General features: G+C 53.0%; 16 protein-coding genes, 1 tRNA gene and 1 pseudogene. 5 read left to right on the top strand and 13 right to left on the bottom strand.

What is annotated here, in order from left to right; translation table 11 throughout:
* The first annotated feature begins 259 nt into the window (after positions 1-259).
* The gene (locus J2X72_RS14850) at positions 260-1309 is read left to right on the top strand and encodes a low specificity L-threonine aldolase (RefSeq protein ID WP_310073133.1); all 1050 of its coding nucleotides are present in this window, start codon (positions 260-262) and stop codon (positions 1307-1309) included.
* Between the two features lie 50 nt (positions 1310-1359).
* Here the strand turns inward: J2X72_RS14850 and J2X72_RS14845 are convergent, their stop codons facing one another.
* Positions 1360-1830, bottom strand: a complete 471-nt coding sequence (locus tag J2X72_RS14845; protein ID WP_310073132.1) for an Hsp20 family protein — start codon at positions 1828-1830, stop codon at positions 1360-1362.
* 263 nt (positions 1831-2093) lie between these two features.
* Here J2X72_RS14845 and J2X72_RS14840 point away from each other — a divergent pair, with 263 nt between their 5' ends.
* Positions 2094-2531, top strand: a complete 438-nt coding sequence (locus J2X72_RS14840; RefSeq protein WP_310073130.1) for an antifreeze protein — start codon at positions 2094-2096, stop codon at positions 2529-2531.
* Between the two features lie 271 nt (positions 2532-2802).
* Complete coding sequence (locus tag J2X72_RS14835; protein ID WP_310073128.1) at positions 2803-3756, top strand: alpha/beta hydrolase; 954 nt, start codon at positions 2803-2805, stop codon at positions 3754-3756.
* 4 nt (positions 3757-3760) lie between these two features.
* On the opposite strand, the gene hisN is transcribed toward J2X72_RS14835, so the two are convergent.
* Positions 3761-4534, bottom strand: a complete 774-nt coding sequence (hisN, locus tag J2X72_RS14830; protein WP_310073126.1) for a histidinol-phosphatase — start codon at positions 4532-4534, stop codon at positions 3761-3763.
* Between the two features lie 244 nt (positions 4535-4778).
* Entirely contained in the window at positions 4779-5669 is an 891-nt protein-coding gene (locus tag J2X72_RS14825; RefSeq protein WP_310073123.1) for an N-formylglutamate amidohydrolase, read from the bottom strand.
* Between the two features lie 272 nt (positions 5670-5941).
* On the opposite strand from J2X72_RS14825, the gene cpdR reads away from it, so the two are divergent.
* Positions 5942-6304 carry a cell cycle two-component system response regulator CpdR gene (cpdR, locus tag J2X72_RS14820; protein WP_008124673.1) on the top strand — a complete coding sequence of 121 codons (363 nt, stop codon included), beginning with the start codon at positions 5942-5944 and terminating at the stop codon, positions 6302-6304.
* A gap of 100 nt (positions 6305-6404) precedes the next feature.
* Positions 6405-6479 (top strand) — tRNA-Val (locus J2X72_RS14815).
* 192 nt (positions 6480-6671) lie between these two features.
* Here J2X72_RS14815 and J2X72_RS14810 read toward each other — a convergent pair.
* The 10 genes and pseudogenes from J2X72_RS14810 to J2X72_RS14765 form a co-directional block, all read right to left on the bottom strand.
* On the bottom strand, positions 6672-7499 hold the full coding sequence (locus J2X72_RS14810; protein WP_310073115.1) for a hypothetical protein: 828 nt from the start codon (positions 7497-7499) through the stop codon (positions 6672-6674).
* 300 nt (positions 7500-7799) lie between these two features.
* Positions 7800-8246, bottom strand: a complete 447-nt coding sequence (locus tag J2X72_RS14805) for a hypothetical protein (protein ID WP_310073114.1) — start codon at positions 8244-8246, stop codon at positions 7800-7802.
* Between the two features lie 10 nt (positions 8247-8256).
* Positions 8257-8460, bottom strand: coding sequence for a hypothetical protein (locus tag J2X72_RS14800; protein WP_310073112.1), 204 nt, complete (start codon positions 8458-8460; stop codon positions 8257-8259).
* 50 nt (positions 8461-8510) lie between these two features.
* Entirely contained in the window at positions 8511-9071 is a 561-nt protein-coding gene (locus J2X72_RS14795; protein ID WP_310073110.1) for a DUF6990 domain-containing protein, read from the bottom strand.
* 298 nt (positions 9072-9369) lie between these two features.
* On the bottom strand, positions 9370-10266 hold the full coding sequence (locus J2X72_RS14790) for a PA domain-containing protein (RefSeq protein ID WP_310073107.1): 897 nt from the start codon (positions 10264-10266) through the stop codon (positions 9370-9372).
* Between the two features lie 2 nt (positions 10267-10268).
* Positions 10269-10865, bottom strand: a complete 597-nt coding sequence (locus tag J2X72_RS14785) for a hypothetical protein (protein WP_310073105.1) — start codon at positions 10863-10865, stop codon at positions 10269-10271.
* The gene (locus J2X72_RS14780; protein WP_310073103.1) at positions 10834-11937 is read right to left on the bottom strand and encodes a hypothetical protein; all 1104 of its coding nucleotides are present in this window, start codon (positions 11935-11937) and stop codon (positions 10834-10836) included. Before J2X72_RS14780 ends, J2X72_RS14785 begins: the two co-directional genes overlap by 32 nt.
* Before the next feature lie 84 nt (positions 11938-12021).
* Positions 12022-12234 (bottom strand): annotated as a pseudogene (locus J2X72_RS25080) (hemagglutinin repeat-containing protein); the annotation flags it as partial.
* Between the two features lie 219 nt (positions 12235-12453).
* Positions 12454-12792 (bottom strand): hypothetical protein, encoded by a 339-nt coding sequence (locus tag J2X72_RS14770; protein WP_310073100.1) that lies wholly within the window; start codon positions 12790-12792, stop codon positions 12454-12456.
* On the bottom strand, positions 12789-22649 hold the full coding sequence (locus J2X72_RS14765) for a hemagglutinin repeat-containing protein (RefSeq protein ID WP_405044730.1): 9861 nt from the start codon (positions 22647-22649) through the stop codon (positions 12789-12791). Before J2X72_RS14765 ends, J2X72_RS14770 begins: the two co-directional genes overlap by 4 nt.
* Positions 22650-22711 lie beyond the last annotated feature (62 nt).

The following is a 22711-nucleotide window of genomic DNA, read 5'->3' as shown; positions in this document are numbered from 1 at the left end:
ACAGCAATGCTGTCTTATTATCATATGCCAGAATTATTCCAAACAAACAAGATGGAAAAGCAAAAAATATCTCCATACTACGAAATATCCTTGCGCAAAACGCTTCAAAAGTATGCCGTTAGTTTCAAAGCATGCGATTTCCCCTAAAATCATTAGCGCAAACGGTCACTTCCACATGGCTAGCCTCTCCCGCGCCCTTTTCACCGGCGGATGAAAGGCGTATGCGTTTGCGCGTCAGTGGAAAATCGTAAGGTCGATTATGCATTTCGCTTCCGATAATTGGGCCGGAGCCCACCCGAAAATTGCCGAGAGTTTGAGCAAACATGCGGATGGCTTTGCCGCCGCCTATGGCACAAGCGACCTCGACAAAGCGGTCGCGCAGACGTTCAACGACATATTCGAGCGGGACGTTGCAGTTTTTTTCGTTGGCACCGGCACCGCCGCAAATTCACTAGCCCAGGCCGCTATTGCAAGGCCGGGCGGCGTTACTTTCGCCCATCGGGAGGCTCATCTCATCGAAGATGAGGGCGGCGCACCAGGTTTCCTCACCGGCGGCGCGCGTTTTCAGGCGGTCGACGGCGCCTTCGGCCTCATGCATATCGACAATTTGAAAGCAGCGGTAAAAGGCTTTGCGCCCGGCAACGTGCATGCCGGCCAGCCAATGGGCGTCTCGATCACCCAGTCCAGCGAAATCGGCACACTTTATGAATTGACCGAAATTGCAGCCATTTCAACCCTTTGCCGCGAAAATGGCCTGCCACTACACATGGACGGCGCGCGATTTGCCAATGCACTCGTGTCGCTCGGCTGTTCGCCTGCAGACATGACTTGGCGTCAGGGTGTCGAAATACTCTCCTTCGGAGGCACCAAAAATGGCTGCTGGTGCGCCGAGGCACTTGTATTCATGGACCCGGCCCATGCGAGAGAGATGCCATTCATCCGCAAGCGGTCCGCACAGCTTTTCTCCAAGTCCCGTTTCATAGCAGCGCAGTTCGAGGCGTATTTCGCTGATGGCTTGTGGCTGGAGCTTGCCGCCCATGCCAATGCAATGGCAGCGCGTCTTGCCAATCATATCAAAGCGTCGAACAAGTTGCGGCTTGCTTGGCAACCGCGCGCAAACGAGGTCTTTGCAATCATGGCAATGGACATGTCGACGAAACTGCATGAAGCCGGCGCTGTCTTCTATGACTGGAAGGCGCCTCATTCTGAAAGAAATCTGCTCGGGGAAAACGAAACGCTTGTGCGGCTCGTCACCAGCTTTGCAACGACCCCGCATGAAATAGACCGGTTTGGCGACCTGATCGCATAAAAAAGCGGCGCATTGCTGCGCCGCCTTTCTCATTTGTACCCACCAACCGCTCAGTTCGTGGCTTTCGCCTCGATCTGCTTGGCTTCCTTGTCGGACAGGGAAGTAACGGCGATCTTGCGTGGCTTCATCTCTTCCGGAATTTCGCGCTTGAGTTCAATGTTCAAAAGGCCGTTTTTCAGGCTCGCACCACTGACTTCGACGAAATCGGCAAGGTGGAATCGGCGCTCGAAAGCACGCGAGGCGATACCGCGGTAAAGCGTTTCGGCCTTCTCATCAGACTTCTGTACAGCCTTCTCACCCGTCACCTTGAGCTGGTTGCGGTGTGCCTCGATCTGGATCTCGTCCTCCGAGAACCCGGCAACAGCGATGGTGATGAGATAGGTGTTATCGCCAGTCCGCTCGATATTATAGGGCGGATAGGTCTGGGCACCTTCTGGCTGGGCCAGACTGTCGAGAATGGTGAAAAGCCGGTCAAAACCGACGGTTGAACGATAGAGCGGGGAAAAATCAACGTGACGCATGTTTAAGCCCTCCTTTAGAGCGACAATGTTTGCGTGTTTTGGCTCTCGGTAGAACTCCCTTTGTGGCAAGTTCCGTCGAACCAGCGACCCCGATATGGCGGTCGCAGAAATTATCTGGTTAGCCCGGCGGCGGATTTCAAGAGGTTACAAAGTGTGGCTCTGGATGAACGCAAAATGAACATCATCTTCGGAATACGTTCACATGGATGTGACTATAAATGCACCAAGGTTGGAAACGAACCGATACTACAAAGGATACGATAATGAAGAAAACCGTCCTCGCACTTACCGCTGCAGCACTTCTCGTTACCGGGTTTGCTGCTTCGGCAATGGCCGATAGCCGCTATTACCGCGGCGATGCGGCTGCCGAATATCTTGACGACAGCGGTGGCGCCGATGGCTATTTCGTTCAGGAACGCCGCTACTATGATGGCGAGAGCCGCCGCTATTATCGCGATGATCGTCGCGAACGGTTTGGCGCCCGCGACGTCGCACGCATGCTTGAACGCCGTGGTTTTCGGGTCCGTGACGTGAACTTCGAACGTGGGCGCTATTTCGTACGCGCTGCACGTCGTGGCAACCCGGTCCTTGTCGTCGTTTCGCGCGATGGAGATATTCTGGAAACCCGCCGCATGGGTGGTGACCGTTATCGCGATCGTCGCGAAAGCGGTTTCAGCATCGAGATAAACCCGGCTTACTGAGTACAAAAGCCGAATTCGTTCCGGGTGTAACGTCCCTTCCATCCGGAATGAACTGACCGGAAACTCTCAGGCGAGTTTCCGGTCATTCTTTTTTCTGGAGCAATCCCAGGAAAAGTAGCAATCGATTCTCCCAGGATTTGCGTAAAACAAAGAGTTAGAGAACTCCGCGATTCGAAGAAAAACAGAAATGCTCCAACTGCGATTTGACCTTTGCAGCACCACATTTTATCACAGGCAGAGACTATTGGCGGCAAGGGATTGACCAGACCAAATGATCAGACCGCTTGTCGAAACTTCATCCAATCCTATCCCGTCCGGTACACGCGTTGATTCGCTGAATCTTCGCGACGGCAAGGAAATCCGCTATACCATCACCCCGGCCAGTGCCCAGCCCGCGCAGGGTACGGTCATCATCCTGCACGGCCGTAACGAGTGCATCGAGAAATATTTCGAGACCGTCCGCGACGTCGCAAATCGCGGCTTTACGGTTGCGACATTTGACTGGCGCGGCCAGGGAGCATCCAGCCGGCTCCTGCGAAATGCCGCAAAGGGTTACGTAGAAAGCTTTGATGACTACGCAGCTGACTTCGAACAATTGTTTGAAGGCATTCTCTTGCCCGATTGCCGCGGGCCATTCTACCTCCTAGCTCATTCCACTGGAGCGCTGGCGGCCCTGCTGGCCGCCCCAGCCCTTTCGAACCGCATCCGTCGGATGGTCCTGATCGCGCCGCTTTTGGATATCAATGGCAGCCGCGCCAGAAAAACCATTGCGCGCGTTGGCGCCAACACCCTTCGTTACGCAGGACTTGGCCAAGCTTATATGCTCGGTGGTCCGCACCAGCTAAGGCCCTTTGATTTCAATGAAGTAACGTCCGATCCGGCGCGTTATCTGCGCAATTGCCAGATTCTCGAAAAAGCGCCGGAATTGGCCATTGGCGGGCCCACGGCAAGCTGGATCGTCGCAGCCGCCAAAGCCATCAAAAAAATCAGTCGGCCGGAGTTCATCGAAACGATCCGGATTCCCATACTGATGGTTGCAGCGGGCGCAGACAGCGTCGTCTCCACCCCCGCGATCGAGCGTTATGCCCTGCAACTGCGCAACTCCACATTGCTGACAATTGATGGCGCCAAGCATGAAATCCTCCAGGAGAAGGATTTCTATCGCGAGCAATTCTTTGCCGCGTTCGACGCCTTCATTCCCGGCAGCGGCAGCGAGACCGAGTAAAATCTCAGCGGTTAAGCAATTCCAGGGCCTTGGCGTGGAGTTCGCGCGTCGCAGCAGCAAGGATATTGCCGGCCTTCTCTGCCGGACCTCCATCCCATGTGGTGATCACACCACCGGCCTTTTCGATGATCGGAACAAGCGCCACAATGTCGTAGGGATGCAAGCCGGTCTCAACGACGAGATCGACGAACCCGGCGGCCAGCATCGCATAGGCATAGCAATCCGTGCCGTAGCGCGCGAGCCGCACGCTCTGCTCGACCCGTTCATAGTTAGCACGCTTCTCATCCTTGAACATCGCCGGCGTGGTCGTAAACAGCGTCGCCTCGGAAAGTTCGACCGTTTTCCGCGTTTCGAGGCGGCGAATGCCACCCGGACCCTCGTACCATGAAGCGTCACCGTCACACATGAACAGCTCATTGGTAAACGGTTGGGCCATGAGTCCCGCCACTGCGTCCCCGTCGATGGTAAGGCCGGCCAATGTCCCCCATACGGGAATACCGGAAATGAACGCGCGGGTACCGTCGATCGGATCGATCACCCAGACGTGCGAGTGATCGAGGTTTTCGCCACCGAACTCTTCACCGAGAATACCGTGATCAGGAAAGCTGGCGTTGATCAGTTTGCGAATCGCTTTTTCAGCCTCGCGGTCCGCTTCTGTAACAGGGTCAAAACCCGTCTGATACTTGTTGTCGATGAGCGAAATCGTGCGGAATCGCGGCAATGTCTGCTCCGCGGCGACACCGGCGATTTGCTTCAAAAAAGAAAGTTCAATGACCAAAATAGCTCCTCACGATTAAATTGTCCTCATTTTCCTGCAGCGTCGGCGAATTTATTGCATTTTTTTTAGGCAACTAAAAATGGTGCCCAAAAAAACATACAAAACACTTGACATTTGTGCGACGCAGCATAGATTGGCACATGGACAGGGCGACCTGTCTATGCCCTCCTTGGGCGTTTCCTCCCTAGACTTGGGCCGCGCTTACGCGCGGTCTTTTTTTTAAAAATCTGCTGCCGTTAAAACGCTATTCAGCAGCAAGCGGCGTATCCAGGAAGTAGAAGTCGGGTAGCGACACGAGATCCCGTAGAAACAGTGCAATATCCCGCTGCAGCTGATCGAAGCCCGCCTTTTTTTCGTAACTGTGTTCGTTGAGGTAAAGACCACGATTGACCTCGATCTGCAGGGCATGAAATTGCTTGAGGGGCCGCCCGTAGTGCTCGGTTATATAGCCGCCCGCATAGGGTTTGTTGTGAGCGACCACATAGCCCATGTCCCGAAGCAGCTGGATGGCTGCGTTTGCAAGCTCTGGCGCACAACTCGTGCCAAACCGGTCGCCTATGATGAAATCCGGTCGCATACCGCTTTCCGGAAAACGAATGCCCGTCGGCATTGAATGGCAATCGACAAGAACGCCATAGCCGAAGCGTTCGCGCGTTTTGACGAGAATGTCTCCGAGGAGCGCGTGATATGGCCTGTAGATCGTTTCGATGCGGCTAAGCGCTTCATCGAGGTGGAGCTTATGGGCATAGATTTCCTGCCCTTCGCCGACCAGCCGCGGAACTGTTCCCAGACCACCCGCAACCCGGGCGGAATGCCCATTGGCGTACGAGGGCAGCGGTTCGAAGAACATTTTGGCGTCGAGTTCGTAGGGTTCACGATTCACATCGAGATAGGCCCGTGGAAAATGTGCCACCACCAAGGGTGCGCCGATCATGACCGCTGAGGCAAACAGCTGATCGACGAAGCAATCTTCTGAACGCCGGACCGTGTGCGGATCGAGTTGCGATTGCTGCAGGAAGGCGGCCGGATAATATCGTCCGCTATGAGGTGAGTTGAAAACGAACGGGATGCGTTGATCGGACGGTTGCCGCAATTCGTAAGGCAGGCTGTCAGGAAAATCACGCTCGGCCGTCATCGCTCACTTCGAAGGTTCATACTGTCTATGATACCACTCTAGATCAAGTTTGCTTCAGATGGAATTGACCAACGGTCCACGACGACCAACTTTCTGACGTATAAGTTACACCCGTTGGGGTGCTTTTCCCGCGAAACGCCACCTCGACTTTTGCAACGTTCACGCTTATTTCTAGCAAATCATTCACGCGATCTTTACCAAAAAAGCGTTTCTTGAATCGTGATGGACGCTGATCTGGGGATGATCGGGTGCTAACCAATTCGGACGGACTGATGAAGAGAATCCTTCTTGCGGAAGATGACAATGATATGCGGCGCTTTCTGGTCAAGGCGCTGGAGAAGGCCGGATATCACGTCACGCATTTCGACAATGGTGCCAGCGCCTATGACCGATTGCGCGAGGAGCCATTTTCACTGCTTTTAACCGATATCGTCATGCCGGAAATGGATGGTATCGAGCTGGCGCGCCGTGCTTCGGAAATCGATCCCGACCTGAAGATCATGTTCATTACCGGCTTTGCTGCCGTGGCACTCAATGCAGATTCGAAGGCTCCCAAAGACGCCAAGGTGCTTTCCAAGCCCTTCCACCTGCGCGATCTAGTTAATGAAATCGAGAAAATGCTCGTCGCAGCCTGATAGGCGGCGGCATTCGTTCCTTCTTGTGAAGAAAGCCTGATAAGTTCTCCCCACAGCTATTGACGGAGCCAATTCAATATGGTGTATGCGCCCGTCAGATGGGCGTGTAGCTCAGCGGGAGAGCACTACGTTGACATCGTAGGGGTCACAGGTTCAATCCCTGTCACGCCCACCATCTGGACCTCATGATAAGACTTAGTCTTCTCGGAATGGCACAATCCTCAATCAATTGACCACCTTTCAGCTGTCACAGCGGAAGTGATGGGCACAATGATGCTTGCACATAATTTGAAGGATTTGCTTTCGCAGCACACGGATCAATGATTCCAACACACATCACCGATTTTGACCATCATTCAGGCCATCTTCAGATGACTGGTTCATGTTTGATGAGAAAGAAATCATCAGGAAATATTTTCTTGAGTTTGACCCTTTGTTCTGAAAAGTAACCGAAATTATTTTCAACGTCCTGAAGGCGTTCGGTTACCTGTATCAGGTATCCAGCGCCAATTTTCTCGATGGCAAAGCCCGCAGCAGCGATCTCAGTGGGATTGACCGCCTTCGCAAAATCGCCACCAAGATAGTTGCTCCAGCCGAGATTCGGGATTTTCGGATCTAGCGTACCCGGAGCACAGGTCTCGGTGGAATCAACGACATATTTACTCAAACCGAGATTCGAGATTTTGGGATTTTTGGCAGGTATGATACCGCCCCTAAAATAATTCTCAGGTGCTCCATTAGGGCCGCGGACGTCTTCCATGTTGGTAAATTGGTGCAACAAACCATATTGAGGTGTCATCGCCGCACAGACCCGCCGAAACACCGGCAGCCAGTCCACGGTTTTGTTTGGCGCGGCATAGAGGGAAAGGCCACCACCATTCCACTTTCCAAAATAATCATTTTGGCTATGCTTGACCTCTGCCTGATACCGGACAGCTTTCTTGCGTCGCCAGCCCAATCCCAATGGAAATTCAAACTTATAGTCCCCTCCACGCATCTGCGTTATCCACGCCCAATAACGTTCACAGGCATCAACTGTGGTAAAATCTTCAAGCTTGGTGCTCCACGAATAAATGGCTTCAGGGACCAGTCTAGGCTCGGCTTCGGCAAAAGCTGACAATACTTCCTTGCCAACAGTCCAGTCCGTCGTCACGGCCTCGGTTTCAATGAACATGCGTACCATATGATGTATCATTTAAAAGGTTCCTATATAATTGGTCATAATCCCGATCTTCGGATCAAAACGGTAAATGCCGCCACCACCAGCGATATCGGTTGGATCGACCGCCTTGTTGCGAAGTGGCGTTATCTTTTGTCGCCTGCGTCCTATCCAGGAGGATGTTCTTATCGGCGTTTAATTTTATCTTGCCGGCTGGTTCATCAGAGGCAATTTCATTGCCCGATGCATCATAGCCCGCGCTCATTGCGCGGGGTCGCCGATAGCGCGGGGCGCGGTATTAAATATAATCGCGTTCGACTCGGTAGTCCTTTTCGATCATCTCAAGCAAACGAGGTGCACTGGGAAAGAATGGACCTCTTGGGTATTTTTTTCCTGTTCCGTAAGTGGCCGATCCACTCGCCATTCTTTTTCCCCATCCCAAAAGAACCAAGTGGGATTCTCGTTCTTGATGTTATTAGTTCCCCGAAAAATCGGAAATTTTTTAAGGTGATCCGCCACGGGAACATTCGCCGCCAACGAAAACAAACCCTGCCTAACACCGTATTGGATAAGAAAGGTTGTAATGAACTGCGGCTCTTGCGAAACAACCGTTGTAAAGTTTTTCGGCTTTTTGGGGTAAAATTCCCTAAAAATACTGACGACCGCCGACAATTTTGGATGAAAATAAGTAACTTGTCCGTAACAAACACCCTTCGATGTTAAAATATGAAACACGTCGCCGATTTTTACTGTTTTCCGCTCCAACAAGACTATTTTTCCCATTCATATTTGGCTAGTTCGAGAAGCTCTTTTCCTCGGTGGTAGTAGTAACATCAGCTGCTTCCTCCACGTTCTTCAGCGCTGCCAGCTTTTCAAAGGCATGGCCAACTGCCAACTTGTCGGCAAGAAATTTTATTTCAGTTTGACCAAGACGACCTAACCCCGTTTTCGCGCCCGTTGCTATCTGGATTTCCGGCCGTGACGGTAATGAGACCACCTGCCGTGATCTCCGAAGCCGTATTTCGCGATGGGCGTAGCTCGGACCTGTTATGAAACAGCTGTGGCGGCTTTAGCGATCTCTACTGCGCGGTCAATCATGTCCTTGCTGACATAAGGCACAAAGCCAAGCCGATCGCCGCGTTCGAAAGCTTGCTGATAGAATTTGAGACGGCCAACATCTCCTGCCAGCGCAAGAGCTCCAAGATGGCGTCGGGGAAACGCACCTTTGGCATCGGTTGGCAGTTCTCGCAACTTCCTCAATGCAGCTTTAATGTCTTGACCCTCACCCCATTCTATCAGTCGTTTGGAAAGACTGCGGATATCAGAAAAACCGAACTCCAGTTGTCGGATATCTTCATCGCCGGTGATTATTGGAACATGAACCGGTTTTCTGTCCGATATGTCTCCTATTATCGCATCTAATTTACACAGTCCAACGGACTTGTAGATCAACAATCTCTTGCCAATCCTCCTCGGCTCAAGTCTCATGATGATTGTTATTTCAACGTCGCCAAGTGAATAACTTGCTAAGCGTTCGCCTACCTCGTCTCTGCCAATTTTCCAGCCGAGCTCCTTGAATGCCAGAAACACATCATTTTGCAGCATCATAACTTTGCTCCCGGGAAACCTTGTTCATAAATAGGAATGCCATTGGGGTAGAATCAGCCTTTTCTTGTTTTCGTCTAAGCTTTGTTGACCTGGATCATAGCCATCCGTAGCCGGCACATAGCGTACAAACGCTTCCACTTCCGACCGATATTCAAGTCAGCGTAAATCCTTTCAACTTCACCTAACGTATCCGCTCAAGGGAATGCTGACGTCGCGCCTTGGCATCAAACGCGATGTGTCCTTTGGCCTCGGTGTCTGCGGCGTCGCGATCCGGGGCGGTACATTGGCTCAAGGCCAACTACATCGAGCTGGTGTAGGGCAGAAAATCAAAGCGCCATTCTTTTTCCAAAAGAACATGTTCGCAGTAGCGATCAATGGCTTCAGCAGGCTCGGACAAAATACGCATGTTTTCGTTATCGGCATCTTTGATGTGATAGATCACTCCGTCTTGAATATTGTTTTTGACAAAGAACGCGTCGCCCTTTCGAGGGCCAGGCTCACCCGGCGCATACATGAACATCATGAAATTAATGTAGGAGGAGAGCCCCTTGGTCGGGCCCATACCGGGAATACGCTCCTCAAGCCAGGGAATATATTTCTTTTTATAACCGCGTCCACACGCCGATAAATAGCCATCAAAGCTTTCCCAGGGGCGATAAATCGGATAAGGTAAAAGGCGCGTATAAATACCAGCGACTGAATCTTCTGGAATATTCAACCCATCAAAGCGGTTATAATAGGCCGCGCCAATGGCGGGCGGTAGGCTGCGATAGCGATCCTCCGCTTTTCTTGGATAGCCGTCGCGCTTGGAGATATGGGCGCTGATCTGATCCAGTAGAGCCTGATAGCCCGCATCCGAAGGATTATTATTGAACGAACTGCGCTTCATCAACACAACCTTGCCGCGCATTTCCAGCCCCATATCGAAAAGATAAGGAACAGCACTGCCCCGGCTGACCCGCACAAAAAGCGGCCCACCTTGCATCAGCAAGGCCCCGGTGCGCGGCTGATGACGACAAGTGAGTTCAAACAGCCATTCTTTGCCTTTTGCCAAGGGCGTATAATAATCGTGCGTTCTGTGCTGTTCAAAAATTGTTTTTTTGATCGAATCCGGCACATCCTCTGCCTTGGTCCAGCAGGCAATAACGTCCTCTTCAATTAGAAAATCCTTTTGAGAAATGCTCTTATATTTCATGATTAGCCTCCACCACCAGACCTTATTTTTTCTACCTTCTCTGTAAAATAATCTGTCATATCCTTCTGTTGCTTACCAAGCCATATCTTATAATCCGCATTGATCGGTTGTCCCTTATAGGTCATCCAGCCACCATCCGTGTCTTCCACGTAGCACCATTTCGAACAATTCATCTGCCCATCCAAGGGCCGAAAATTCCTCGGATCCTCCAATAAAATCTTTTGCTGGGCGGGGGAGAGCAGGTTAAAGCCCGGTATTTTTTCAAACGCGGCTTTCGGCAAGATATGATCTTCGTGCAAGACCATACCGGGCGGGATATTTTCAACCTGATTGGTCAAAGGATTGCGCCATCTGAGCGGTTTTCCCGCATTATCGTAAAATTCAAGGCGATAGCCGATGGTAGCAACAACATCAGCCGTTTCCGCCGCCTCCGCGATCTTCTCCACTTTCTTCAGTGCTGCAAGCTTATCAACCGCCTTGATGGCGCTCAGGCCGGTCCCGGCCACCGGCGCAGCAACCTCTATGGCAAGGTCGATGGCCAGCCCCGAAAGGTGCTGTCCGGCCGCCTTATAGTCCTGATTGGCGAAGGGCTTTGACATAAAGCAGGGCTTCTGCCTCGAGCCCAGCGGCCAGTTCAACGCCATATTTGGCCGCCGCCGCCTCGGGGTCCTGATAGAACTCAAAGGCCACGCCCGACATGGATTTCGCCAAGGCCTTCGGATCGCTGACAAGCTTGACCATGTCCGCACCCTGATCCTTGACCCCGTCGAGGAGGCCCTTGCTGAACAGGTCGAGATTGGCCGAGATGCCAACAGTCTGCGCATAAAGCGCCTTCCCCAGCACTTCGATGCAACCCACCCGATCGTGGATGACGATGGCATCGCCCTTGACCGTTTTGATAATGCAGTCGGCCGCATGCGCCGAAGGCACGATCCACTCCCACAGCCAGAACGCATCGCCGCGCTGCTCGCCGCAAGCACCCGATCTAAGCTGCTGCAAGGCGTCAAGCGTGTCGATTTCCTTGCCGCGGATTGCCTTGGAAAGCGCAGGCTCCCTCACATGCTCAAGCGCGCCGCCAATGATTTCCGTCACCGCGGCCCCGGCTTCCAGCGCCTTCTTTACGCTTTCGCCGGATAAATAAACCTCCAGATCGACATGGCTATCCCTGGTGATCTCCATGGCTTTATCGGGATCACGGTTGAGCCCGGCAAGCGGCAGCGTGACGCCGCTTTGCTCCAGCGAAGCCTGCTTTTCACTATCGCGGATGGTGATGTCGCCAGGACCAACTGTCGAGCGAACGGTCTGGCGCGTATCGTCGAGCCTGTAGCTGCCGTCGAGCGTGCTATTGCCGACAGGGCTCGCATCCGTGCCCTTGCCGCCCGTCAGGTCAATGCCAAGATCGGCATTAAAGCCCTCATATGCCTTCTTGCCCTCGAAATCCTTATGGGTCAGCGTGCCGGTGTCGAGTTTGAGCTCGCCTGTGTCCGAGACGATTTTTCCCGCGTCAAGATTGGTCGCGCCGTCCACATGGACATCCATCCTGCCTTTGGAGACGAGCCCGGACTGCTCGGTGATCCACGCCGTATTGCCATTGCCCGTGCCGCCGTTGGGGTTGACACCGGTTATGCCCATATTGCCGATCTGTGCGGGTAGCGGGCTGCCAAAATCCAAGGGACCCGCAAATTGCAGGCCAATGCCAGCGGATTTATTCTTGCTCTCGCCGGTGTCGGGAACGGAGGTGATGTTGAGATCGCCGCCAACCTTGGCTTTGACCGTATCGCCGGAGACAACAGCGCCTTTCAGCGTCGTGTCATTGCCGGATTCGATGCTGACGCCGCCGGTACCGGTGACATGGCTGTTAACTTGGGTGGTGCCACTGGTGTTGGAATTGCCCGTGCCGAAATTGAAACCGCCTGTGAGCCCTAATGGGGTCAGACCATTGAGGCCGACGCCTGCCGAAACGCCGATATTCGCCCCGGCTGACTTGCTGCTTGTTGACGTTTCGTTTGTTGCCTGCGCGCTTTAACGCCACGGCGAAATCATCATTAACCTGCTGATCATCAGCAGACTCTTAATGAAACAGTAGATCGATGAGAGTTTTTGATAAATTTTTATTGAGAGTATCAGCCATCCACCCAATCATAATGTATTTGCTAAATATCAGAACTGAAGGTTTCACTGACATTGCTATTTTTCCGGATATTCGAAATTCACCTTAACACTACCATCCTCATTTATTCTTAATGTGAACGCGCGCCAATTCCCACCCGTGTGCGCCTTCATTTTGGCGTGTAGTTGGGGTATTACATCATATAAAACAGCGTCATCAGGGTATGAAAGTCGCGCGTGTTTCGTTTCACCGTCTTTTACATAGGAAAGGCGAGTGCTTATGGAGGTACTTTCGTCATCCATAGATACGAAGTATTCAAACAAGCAACTTGCTGTATCAAAATCACCATTTAGGCTATCGTGTATCAATCTATACAAAATATCAATTAACTGACGTTGCTCTTCTATAGGGTTCACTGTCCACCTCTTGGTCGATTTACAAATCGGCGCGTCTCTGGAACCCCATTTATATTGTATTCAATACGCAATGCATCAGGCCGCGCATTGTATGGGTTAGATCGTTCAAATTGCACCGTTATAGACCCAACAGTATCTCCATTCTTTAATGCGCGCGTAATCTCATTCTCCCATCGCTTGTAGGCACCACTATTAAAATTAGAATTCTGCGGAAACAGATTGAGGCGGTCACAAGTGCCGCCATGGCGGCAGGCTTGAATATGCCCACCAACATCACCGGCTATGCCTTCTTTCCCAACCAGAGTTTGACGTCCATCACGGACACCTGAACTGTCGACCGGCTGATAAGTAATCTCATCGACATATCCCCCTTCATTGGTTGTAAACTTCGTTCCATTGTTCATCTCTACGCGGGTATTAGATGGAGGATTGTTGAGAGCCTCATACTCCGGCGTTCCCTTGGTCGCACGCGAAGCATCCACCTCAATTGTTTTACTTGGAGTTTCTTTTCCTGGATTACCTTTCCCACCGCCTCCGGGAATGACGCTGAGAACGATCCCGGATACGAATGCGAGTAGCTGCTTATTCTCTTTCTGCCCGGCCCAATTGTTGAAGAGGTCGTCTGATACGCGCTTGGTGCAGGCGCCGTCGGTTCCACACTCATCCTTTGCGTCAGTCAATGCCTGCTGACGGGCCATCGCGATTTCGTTAACTTTCGAGATAGCCTCGTTCGACTGCAGGTTAAAGAGAGCAGTGTAATACTGATCATTATTGTAGTTGAATGGGGTTAGGAACAGATCGGCGACATCCTTGGCCCTCGTGAATTCGTCGTAGTGCGTCTTTCTGCACTCTTCCGTGTCACAGGCGCTCCACTGCCCGTTACGATCTGCAGATATGTCGAAAAATTTGGAAAAGACCTGATAGTCGTCACATGCAGAATCTTGACGACATTTCTCCAGCTCGGCATTGAACTGCAGAATTTCCTCTCGCTTCAGATAATTGTTCTGAAATTCATTGCCTGCATAAGCAGCGGCATCACCACCGCCTGCGGCTGCTGCCAATCCTTGAACGAGACTTGCCGCAACCGAGTTGATCAGGAAACGGCCTTCATCCGTATTGGCAAATTTCGTTTGACCAACGACGGCTTCAACCAGCTGGTGGATGGAATCGGCGGAGAGCGATGCGATAGCACCGCCAAGTGCCCCCTTGATCGCTCCGGCCACATCATTGACACCGCCCAGCAGCGCGCCGCCCGCCGCATGAAGAGCGGCACGGCCAAGACCATCTGTCCCCCAGAGCTTCTTTCCCGCTTCGTCATTGTTGGCAACGGCATCATCATAGAATTTGTTGGAGATGTTACCGATTTCAGTAGCAAGCGTTGCCGCTGCAGCCTGATAGTCGGCTTGTGTCTTGTATTGCTCGTCCAGAATCTTTTTCAGGTCCGGTAATCCAGGCAATGACGTATTGGTATCGGTAGCATCGCGTCTGATATCATCCAAGTTCTGCTGCTGGTTTGCCGGATCTGTAATGACGATCTGACCGGGCGAAATGGCGGAGAGTGCCTTGCCGGTTTCGTTTTCGCCTTCCTTGAGCGGCGGGGCCATGGTTGGACCGTTCGGGCCAAGACCGCCACCATAGGTTGTGGCCTTCCAGTTGGAATGCGTGTCGAGATCGGAGACTTCGAGCGTCCCTGTTTCAAGCCTGTTCAAGGCAGGAGTGGCTTCCGATGTGACCAAACCACCAACGATCGAGGTCTTGCCACCCACGGCAATGTCAAAGCCGCCCTTACCCGCATGAACACCGGACTGTTCACCGACGAGCGCCGCATCGCCTTTGGCTTTCTGCAGGGCCCCGCCAAGACTCCATCCCGTCGGTCCAAAACCGCCACCGATGGAAAACTGGTTGGCTTTCTGGCCCGCCAGATCGAGTTGGCTCTCGATGATGAGATTGCGGCCAATATCCATCGTGACGCCGCTGCCTGAGACAGTCGCCCCCTTCAAGGCCGTATCGCGACCCGACTGAACGAATACCGTTCCGGTCCCGTCCACATGGGAATTGACTTGAGTAAGCGTTGAGCCATTGGATTTGCCATTGGCAAAGTTGAAATTGCCGACGGGGCTTCCAGTGGTCAGGCTGAGCCCAAGCTGAACACCGGATGAGGAATTCTTGGTCGAATTGTTTGACAGCTCCTGCGCGCTTTCAAGGATGACATCCTTGCCTGCGATAAGAGCAATGTCGCCATCCTTGCCGTTAGGGTTTCCTTTTTCGTCGTATCCGGCAACGATCTGAGCGCCATGACCGGTCAGATTGCCCGACGATGCTTCTATTGTGACGGAATTTCCGCCCCGGATGATGGTTGGAACCGGCGTGGAAATATCGCCCTTGGCCGAGCTTTTGCTTTGCTGGAAACCGACCGTCAGAGAAACATCGCCAATGGGTTGTTTGCCCATGGCGATATTGGCAATGTCCTTCAGTGCCTGATAGGCATTCAGCGAAGCGATAGCAACATTGGAGACGGCTTTTGCTCGACTCTCGCCCGATGTATCGGCAAAACGTTCTGCCGAGCTGTTGATGCTTTGCGCCGCGCTGATCAGACCGGAGGATACGTTGAGCGAAACACCGGCGAAAAGCTTCTCATGCACTTCTTGGTAGTTGGACTTGTCCTGGGCCGACAGGAGATTGACATCATCGACTGCCCAGATATCGACATTGCGCTCGCCGGCAACCTGTGCTGCCTGAAGGTTGGCATTGCGCCCCGCTGTGATCGTCAGATCACGGCCTGCTGCCAGTGACGAGACAGCATTGGTCTCTGATCCTTGCGTAATCTTATCCGTAGTTGAGCCGAAACCAATACCAATGGATGCACCTCCACCGCCCGACGAGAAGGATAAGCCAAACCCGGACTTCTTTTCTTTTTCATAGGATGACGCGCTTTCTGCACCGGGCAGGATATTCACATCCCGATTGGCGTACAGATCGATATCCTGACCAGCCGCAACATGACTGCCCAGAATGTTGATATCCGTATCACGGGCAGTAACTATGACATCCTTTCCGGCACTGAGCTGCGATTGAATATTCAGCGTTTCCGACTGCTTTACGTCCTTCTGTTCCTTGCCCCAGATGGAAACAAAGCCATCGCCGGACCCCGCACCTAGACCGGACTTCTTCTTTTGGGATCCAAGCTCGTGATTTTGCTGCGCCCCGATAACGGAAACACTGTCACCCTCGACTTTGACACTGTCACCAGCACTCACCTTTGAACCCGCAATGACAGCGTTGTCACCCGCATTGAGGTTGACACTGCCCGAAGCACCGAGTTCCGCACCCACGGTTCTTTCGTCATAGCTGTCGAGCTTGGCACTTTGCTTGGACAGGAATCCCTTGCCGCTGCTGGCATCATGCCGTTCCAGCGTATCCTTGCCCGAAGCAATCACCAGATCGCCGCCTGCGGTGACGTTGAGATCGGCCTTTTTATCAGGCGTTCCAGCCTGGACCTTCGAGGCTGAAATGATGGTATTTTCACCAGAAGCGATATCGACACCCGCGTCGCCGCTGATTGACGCGCCGACGGCCGTGGTGGTTTCGGTGTGGGTTGTTGCTTCCTTGCTGGAAAAGATGCGTTTGCTTGATGTCTTGGTGTCAACAATGGACGAATCTTGCGCTTCGGCAATGGTGACATCCCCATCCGCTTTCAGCTGAACTTTTCCATTCGCAGCAAGTTTCGAGCCAATAATATTGAGATCACCCTTGTCCGCTCCCCCAACCGATGTTCCCGTTGCTGTGGACACACCGCCTGCCGCCACGGCAATAGAACCGCCTGCATTGATTTCCGACCCAGTATTGGTGATGGTGGATGAGGATTTTTCATCCATCGTCCGGTCCGTGCGGCTTTGCGCCGTGGTGATGTTGATATCATCGCCAGCTTTCAAGCCGACGCTGCCGTCCGCACTAACTTTCGAGCCGGAGATGAGAATGTCATCGCCAGCATTGATACTGGTGTTGCCGCCGGAACTCAGCTCCGATTGCTTTTGCGCGGTGGAATCGAACGCCGACAGGCGGTTATGGGGCTGTCCTGCATCTTTCTTGGCAACATCCGCCGTGACAACATTGACGGAGCCATTTGTCGCCGTAACTTCAAGCGCTCCTCCCGCCTTGGCACGACTTCCAATGACGTTCACATTGTCATTGGCTGCGATGATGAGATTGCCGCCAGTCGTAACACTCGTACCGGTGGCAAGCTCAGTCCCCTTATTGTCCACCTTGGCAACATCAAGGGCGACGTTGTTGCCGGACAGTACACCAGTACCGCCAGCATTTACGGATACGCCGTTCAGGGTCAGGTCGTTGTTGGCGGCAAGCTGTGCATTGCCACCAGCTTTGACACCCGCATTGGGATTTACGATGTTAGTGCCGCCGATCGTCAGGGACTGGGCACTAAGTGTCAGATCGCCTGATGAGACAAGTTTGACATTTCCGCCCGCAACAAAGCTGCCGCCATTGGCCTTGATATTGGTTCCTGCAATTTTCAGATCGGTCTTGGCAGCAATGGCACCAGAATTATTGACATTGCCCACATCCATATCGAGCGAGCCGCCCGAAATTAGGGCCCCTGCGACGGTCAGATTCGCCTTGTCCGAATTTGCTAGATAGACGGTCGGAACCAGGACCTCGATGCCACCAACAGTCTTTTTCTGGTAAACGACTATGGATGAGGAAAGCGCCGCAGCCTGCTCAGGGGAAAGTTGCTCGCCCATTTTCAGATTATGTGCCTTGACGTAGTCAACACCGTTGTCGAGCAGAAGCTTCATCTGCTCGATGGCATCACTACCCGGTAGGAACGAACCCTTGCCAAGCCCCTGATTCACCAGTTGTCGTAGTTGCTGGTCGATCAGCTGGCTTTCGTAAAAAGCATCGCCGAGGAAGGGAATCTCTCGGTCAGGATTGTAGCCGATCCGGTTGATAAAATAACCCGAGCCATAAAATTTGCTGACGTCAAGGAATGCTACTCGTGTTTCATAAAGAAACACTTGACCGGGGACTGTACCGCCAACCCCGCCAGAATCCGGCTTGGCAACAGAACTTGCGAGATTTGCTTTGATGCTGGCGATTTGCTCAGGGGTCAGATTGACACTGGTCTTACCGGCGAACAAACCGCCGGATTGCTGTAGAGCGTTCAGGGCAGCGTTCGGCGTGAACAATGCTGCACCTGCTGTCAAACCTGTCAGACTGAGCGTTGGATCAGCAGGCGTATTGGATGCCTCCAGCGTCGCGGCGCCAGCCATGGAGCCCGCGGCAGCCGTATTATTGACGGTAGTAAAGCCCGATATATTGAGATTACCCGCCGCCTTGATGGTTCCGCCTGCACCACCAATGGCAACATCGCTGGTCAGTCGTGCAACGCCGTTGCCAAGATCATTGGCGGCATTACGGTTGCCTGAGGCGTCATAGGCCTCACAACCGCCCTTCGCTTCGCATTGCGTCAGCGTGGTGCGATGCAGAGCGACACCCTCGTTGTTAAGGACCGAACCTTTCAGGCTTGCATCGCCGCCAGCCTCAATGGACGAATAAGAATTTGTAAGCGTCGTCGCATCAACATTGAGATTGCGTCCGGCATGGATCATCGCCTCGGGACTTTGCGTGCCAGTCAGACGATCTTCGCGAATGGTTTGACGCAGTTGCGTGTTGTCATCCCAGGTAAAAGTCCAGGCAAACTGACTGTTATCGTCATGATTGGCCACGGATTTGGTTGGTTCTTTCGGATCAAGGCGCAGCGATCCGTCCGGATTAAGCGGTTGCGTTTTTTTCAGCCAGACAATCATTGCCTGATTGGGCTCAAGATTGTTCCTCCATATCCATGGCATGTTCTTGTCAGGTGCGGTGATGCCTCTGGTTCGATATGAGGAGCCATCGACAAGCGTGATGACACCATAGAGTTTTGCGAACCATTCATTCGTATTGAGTGGCCGCTCAATCCCCTTGAACAGCCTTTGTGCCTCAGGGTCGGCCATAAACGTTTGCCAGCTGTTGACATTTGGTTCATTGAACAGAAGCCCAACCGGCTTACCCCATGTTTCAGGGTTGATCTGGAACTTGACGACATCACCATTCGATACCAGCACATTTTCCCAAGTCGGCGTCGTCAGGCGTTTGTTGGTGAGATTTTCTGTCAGGATCGAAACGTCATTCTCCGCTCGGATCAGGCCGGAGATATTGTTGATCGACTGGTTCTTCGCACCATTGGCACCGGCTGCAATTGCAAGATCATGGCCGGCCATAATCGCACCCTGATCATTGGTGAGATTGCCGGCAGCATAGAGTTTTGCATCATTGCCCGAATAGATGAGACCCGTTGGCGCATTGGTAAGGTCACTGGCAATATTGAAGGTCAGATCGCGACCAGCTGCGAGCTGGCCGGGATTAACAAGTGAAGCAAGGGAGAGCGTCAGATCGTTCTGCGCCAGAAGAGCTGTCGAACTATTGGTATTGATTGTGGTTGCCTTAACGTTGATATCGCCCATTCCGCCATTGTTTGAAACTGCGCGAACACTGGCGCCGGTGAAATCAGCACTTCCCGAGAGATTGAGGCTAAGTCCGCCATAGGTCAGCTTGCTTCCGGCAAAGCTGGCCGAGACGGCATTCAGAATAAGATTCTTGGCTGTGGCAACGTTTTGACCGCGATTGTTGGAGAAATCAAAACTCTGCGCCGTCAAGCTGATGTCACCGGCAGCGCGAGTGGTCTTGTCGATGCTGATGGATCCATGATCGGCGGCAAGCGATGCCGCCTCAAAACTTTGCAGGCTGTTATACCCAATATTCTGCACTGCATGGGCGGCAAAGTTGCCACCGCTCACCAGATTATTTGCTGTAATCGAACCTTGGCCTGCATCAAGAACCATTGCGCCGGACGGTCCAGTCGCACCGGTCCCGCTGGTCTGGCTCTTGAGCAGGAGGCCGCCGTCGCTGGAAGCAGCGGAGGCTACAAAATCAACGCCGGAGACAAGTGTGTCGACATTAATATTGCCTGCTTTGAGGACAAGATCAGAACTGGAGAGCGACTGACCTGTCAGGGTTATCGTATTTCCGGCTGAGAGATTGAGGGCCTGATGGGCAAGCGCATTGGCGGTAATATTTTGAGCGGCGATTCCGTTCAGATTGCCCGCCGATAAGAGATTGGCAACTTCAATACTGCCAGATGTGGCGTTCAGATCGAGATTCCCCGTCCGCCCGAGCACGACATCACCGGTTGGCGATTTGGCTGTTGCCGCAAAATCAACCCCGGAAACAATGCCGCCTGCTTTAATACCCGCGCCCGCTATGGAAACATTGTCCCCACCCAGCAACTGACCTGCAATCTTGGTATCGCCCGTTATGGCAATCACCTGGTGCCCGGTGACATTTTGCGCCGTGAAGGAAGCAGCAGTAACAGCAAGCTGTCCAGCAGACAGCAATGTTCCTGAATTCACATTCCCCCATGGTGTGGCGTTGATAACAAGATCGCCCGACAAGCCGAGTAAGATGGCTCCCGATAGCGATGTACTGCTGGCCGCAAAATCGACACCCGATACGATCGAACCCGCTGATACAGCTTGCCCCGTGATGAAAACATTGTTTGCGGCAAGCAATTGGCCCCTGACAGTGGTGTTGCCGGTCAGACTAATATTCTTATGGCCGGTGATATTAGTGGCATTGATGGTTTCGGCGGTCGCGTCCAGATTACCCGCGCTCAAAACTGTCACAGTGTTGATCGAACCGCCAGATGCATTTAACGTCAGATCACCGCTTTGGGTGAGAACAATATTGCCGCCGCCTGCGTTGGTTGCCCCGAAATCAACACCTGAGATCAACTTACCAACCGATATGGTCTTGCCATTGATGACAATGTCGGAAGCACCGAGCAACTGACCTGACACATTGACATCGCTTGTTATTCCGATGGTTCCGTGTCCGGTGACGTTTTGCGCCGTTAGGCTCGCTGCTTGAACATTGAGATTGCCCGCGCTCAAAAGCGTGGCGACCTTTACCGGGCCTGAGGCCGCACGAAGAATGAGATCGCTCGCAGTGGTCGCACCACCGGTTGATCCGAGGACAATAGTGCCGTTGCCGGATGCGGCGAAGTTCACGCCTGATATGATTGCGTTGGCTGCAATGCCCTGACCGGTGATGAGGACATTCTGTCCGGCGAGAATTTGACCGCTGACATCCACGCGACCGCCCGAGGCGCTCGTAGCACTCGCGGTCGTCGGGCTGGCCGCACCATTAATGGTAAGGTTCTTGTGGCTGGTGAGGTTGCCAGCGGTCAAACTTGCGGCACTGACATTCATGTCACCCGCTGAAAGCAGCGCTGTCGAATTGATGGTGTTTGCCGCCGCCAGAAGCAGATCGCCCGAATATCCAAGGATGGTCTTGCCGTTGGGATCGGCTTTCGTTGCAGCGAAATCAAGACCTGCAATCATTGTCCCTGTTTTGATTGACTGGCCTGTTGCAACGAGATTGCCAGCGGCCAGAACATCGTTGTTTACGCCGATATCAAGCCCTGATGTCAGCGTTATGTCGTTGAAACTGACCAGCGATGCCGCCGTGATTGAACCGGCATTTGCCGAAATTGTCAGATCATTTCCTGATGTCACAGCGCCTGCGATAGCAATATTGCCGGATGTGCTGGCGAGTGAAGCCGCGCCAGCCATCGCTGTTACGCTTCCTGCGGTGATGCCTCCTGTCGATGACAGCTGAACGTTCTTTTGTACACTGCCGATATCACCGGCGACGGACAGAAGTCCCAATCCACCATCAAGCACCACATCATCATCGGCCGCCGCTGATTGCAGCGTAATACCCTTGTCCGCTTGAACAACAACACGCTTCTTGGACGTGACACGATTGGCTGCAACACTGGCTTGGGAACGCAGGGTAACGCCCTCAGTTCCGGAAGCATTGCCAATGGAAATTTTGCCGTCGGAAGAAAGCGATAGTTCACCCGCATTCGCAGCCATGTCGCCGCGCATACGAACGCCCGCGCCCTTTTCGGTGACGATGATCTTGATACGGTTCGCCTGCATGGCACCAAGCGCCGAACCATCAATGGCGTATTCCGGCGCACCCGTTGTGGCATCGAGCGCTCTTGCTTCACCGGTCACATAATTGAACTTGTTGCGCCCTGCAGTCAGGCGCAAATCCTTGGCAAAAACTCTACCATCGACATTGATTGAGCGCGAAACCACATCGAAGAGATCGACGCTGCCCTTTCCATCGACAAAATTACCGCCCTTTTCACCAAAAGTGACATCACCGCCATTGACGGTGAAGCCATTGAGGCGTCCATCGGCCCCGATATCCGGGACACCTGTTGTCAGCGTAGCACGTGGCGTATTGATGAACCCGCAGCCGTCGCACGTAATGCCGTTCGGGTTAGCAATGATGACATCGGCTTTGCCGCCAAATACTTCGATTGCTCCATTCAGGGCACTGCGATTCTGCTTGGTGACCTCATTGAGAATGACAGTGGCAGGTCCGGAGTTCTTCAGATTGGGATTACCCGGTGTCACACCACCAAGGTTCGAAGTCCCAACCTCTGCATTATGGTTGTTGAGAATGAGGCCGGGTGTGCCGACATTGAACTGATCATACCTGTTGTGCGACAGACCCGTGCTGTTCGGCGTGACGATATCAACGAGCGGAACACCATTGGGTGCAACGCCTACCCCTGGCTGGTTAACCGTCGGAGCAGTTACGTCAGGTGATACCTGCTGAGCCTGAAGCAAGGCAGGCTGGAAGACCAGAAGAGCGCTGAGGAATGTCGCGGACGCTTGACGGACAAATCTTCCCAAATAGCCCGCCCTGGCCACGGCTGAATTCATTGGCTTGTTTCGCGCAACTATCGGCTTGCTTGCAAACTTCTTGTTCATCGCCTTGTCCCGTT

Source organism: Phyllobacterium sp. 1468 (assembly GCF_031455525.1).
Taxonomy (GTDB): domain Bacteria; phylum Pseudomonadota; class Alphaproteobacteria; order Rhizobiales; family Rhizobiaceae; genus Phyllobacterium.
The sequence above is the reverse complement of the archived record's forward strand: the minus strand, read 5'-3'. Positions and strand labels throughout refer to the sequence as shown.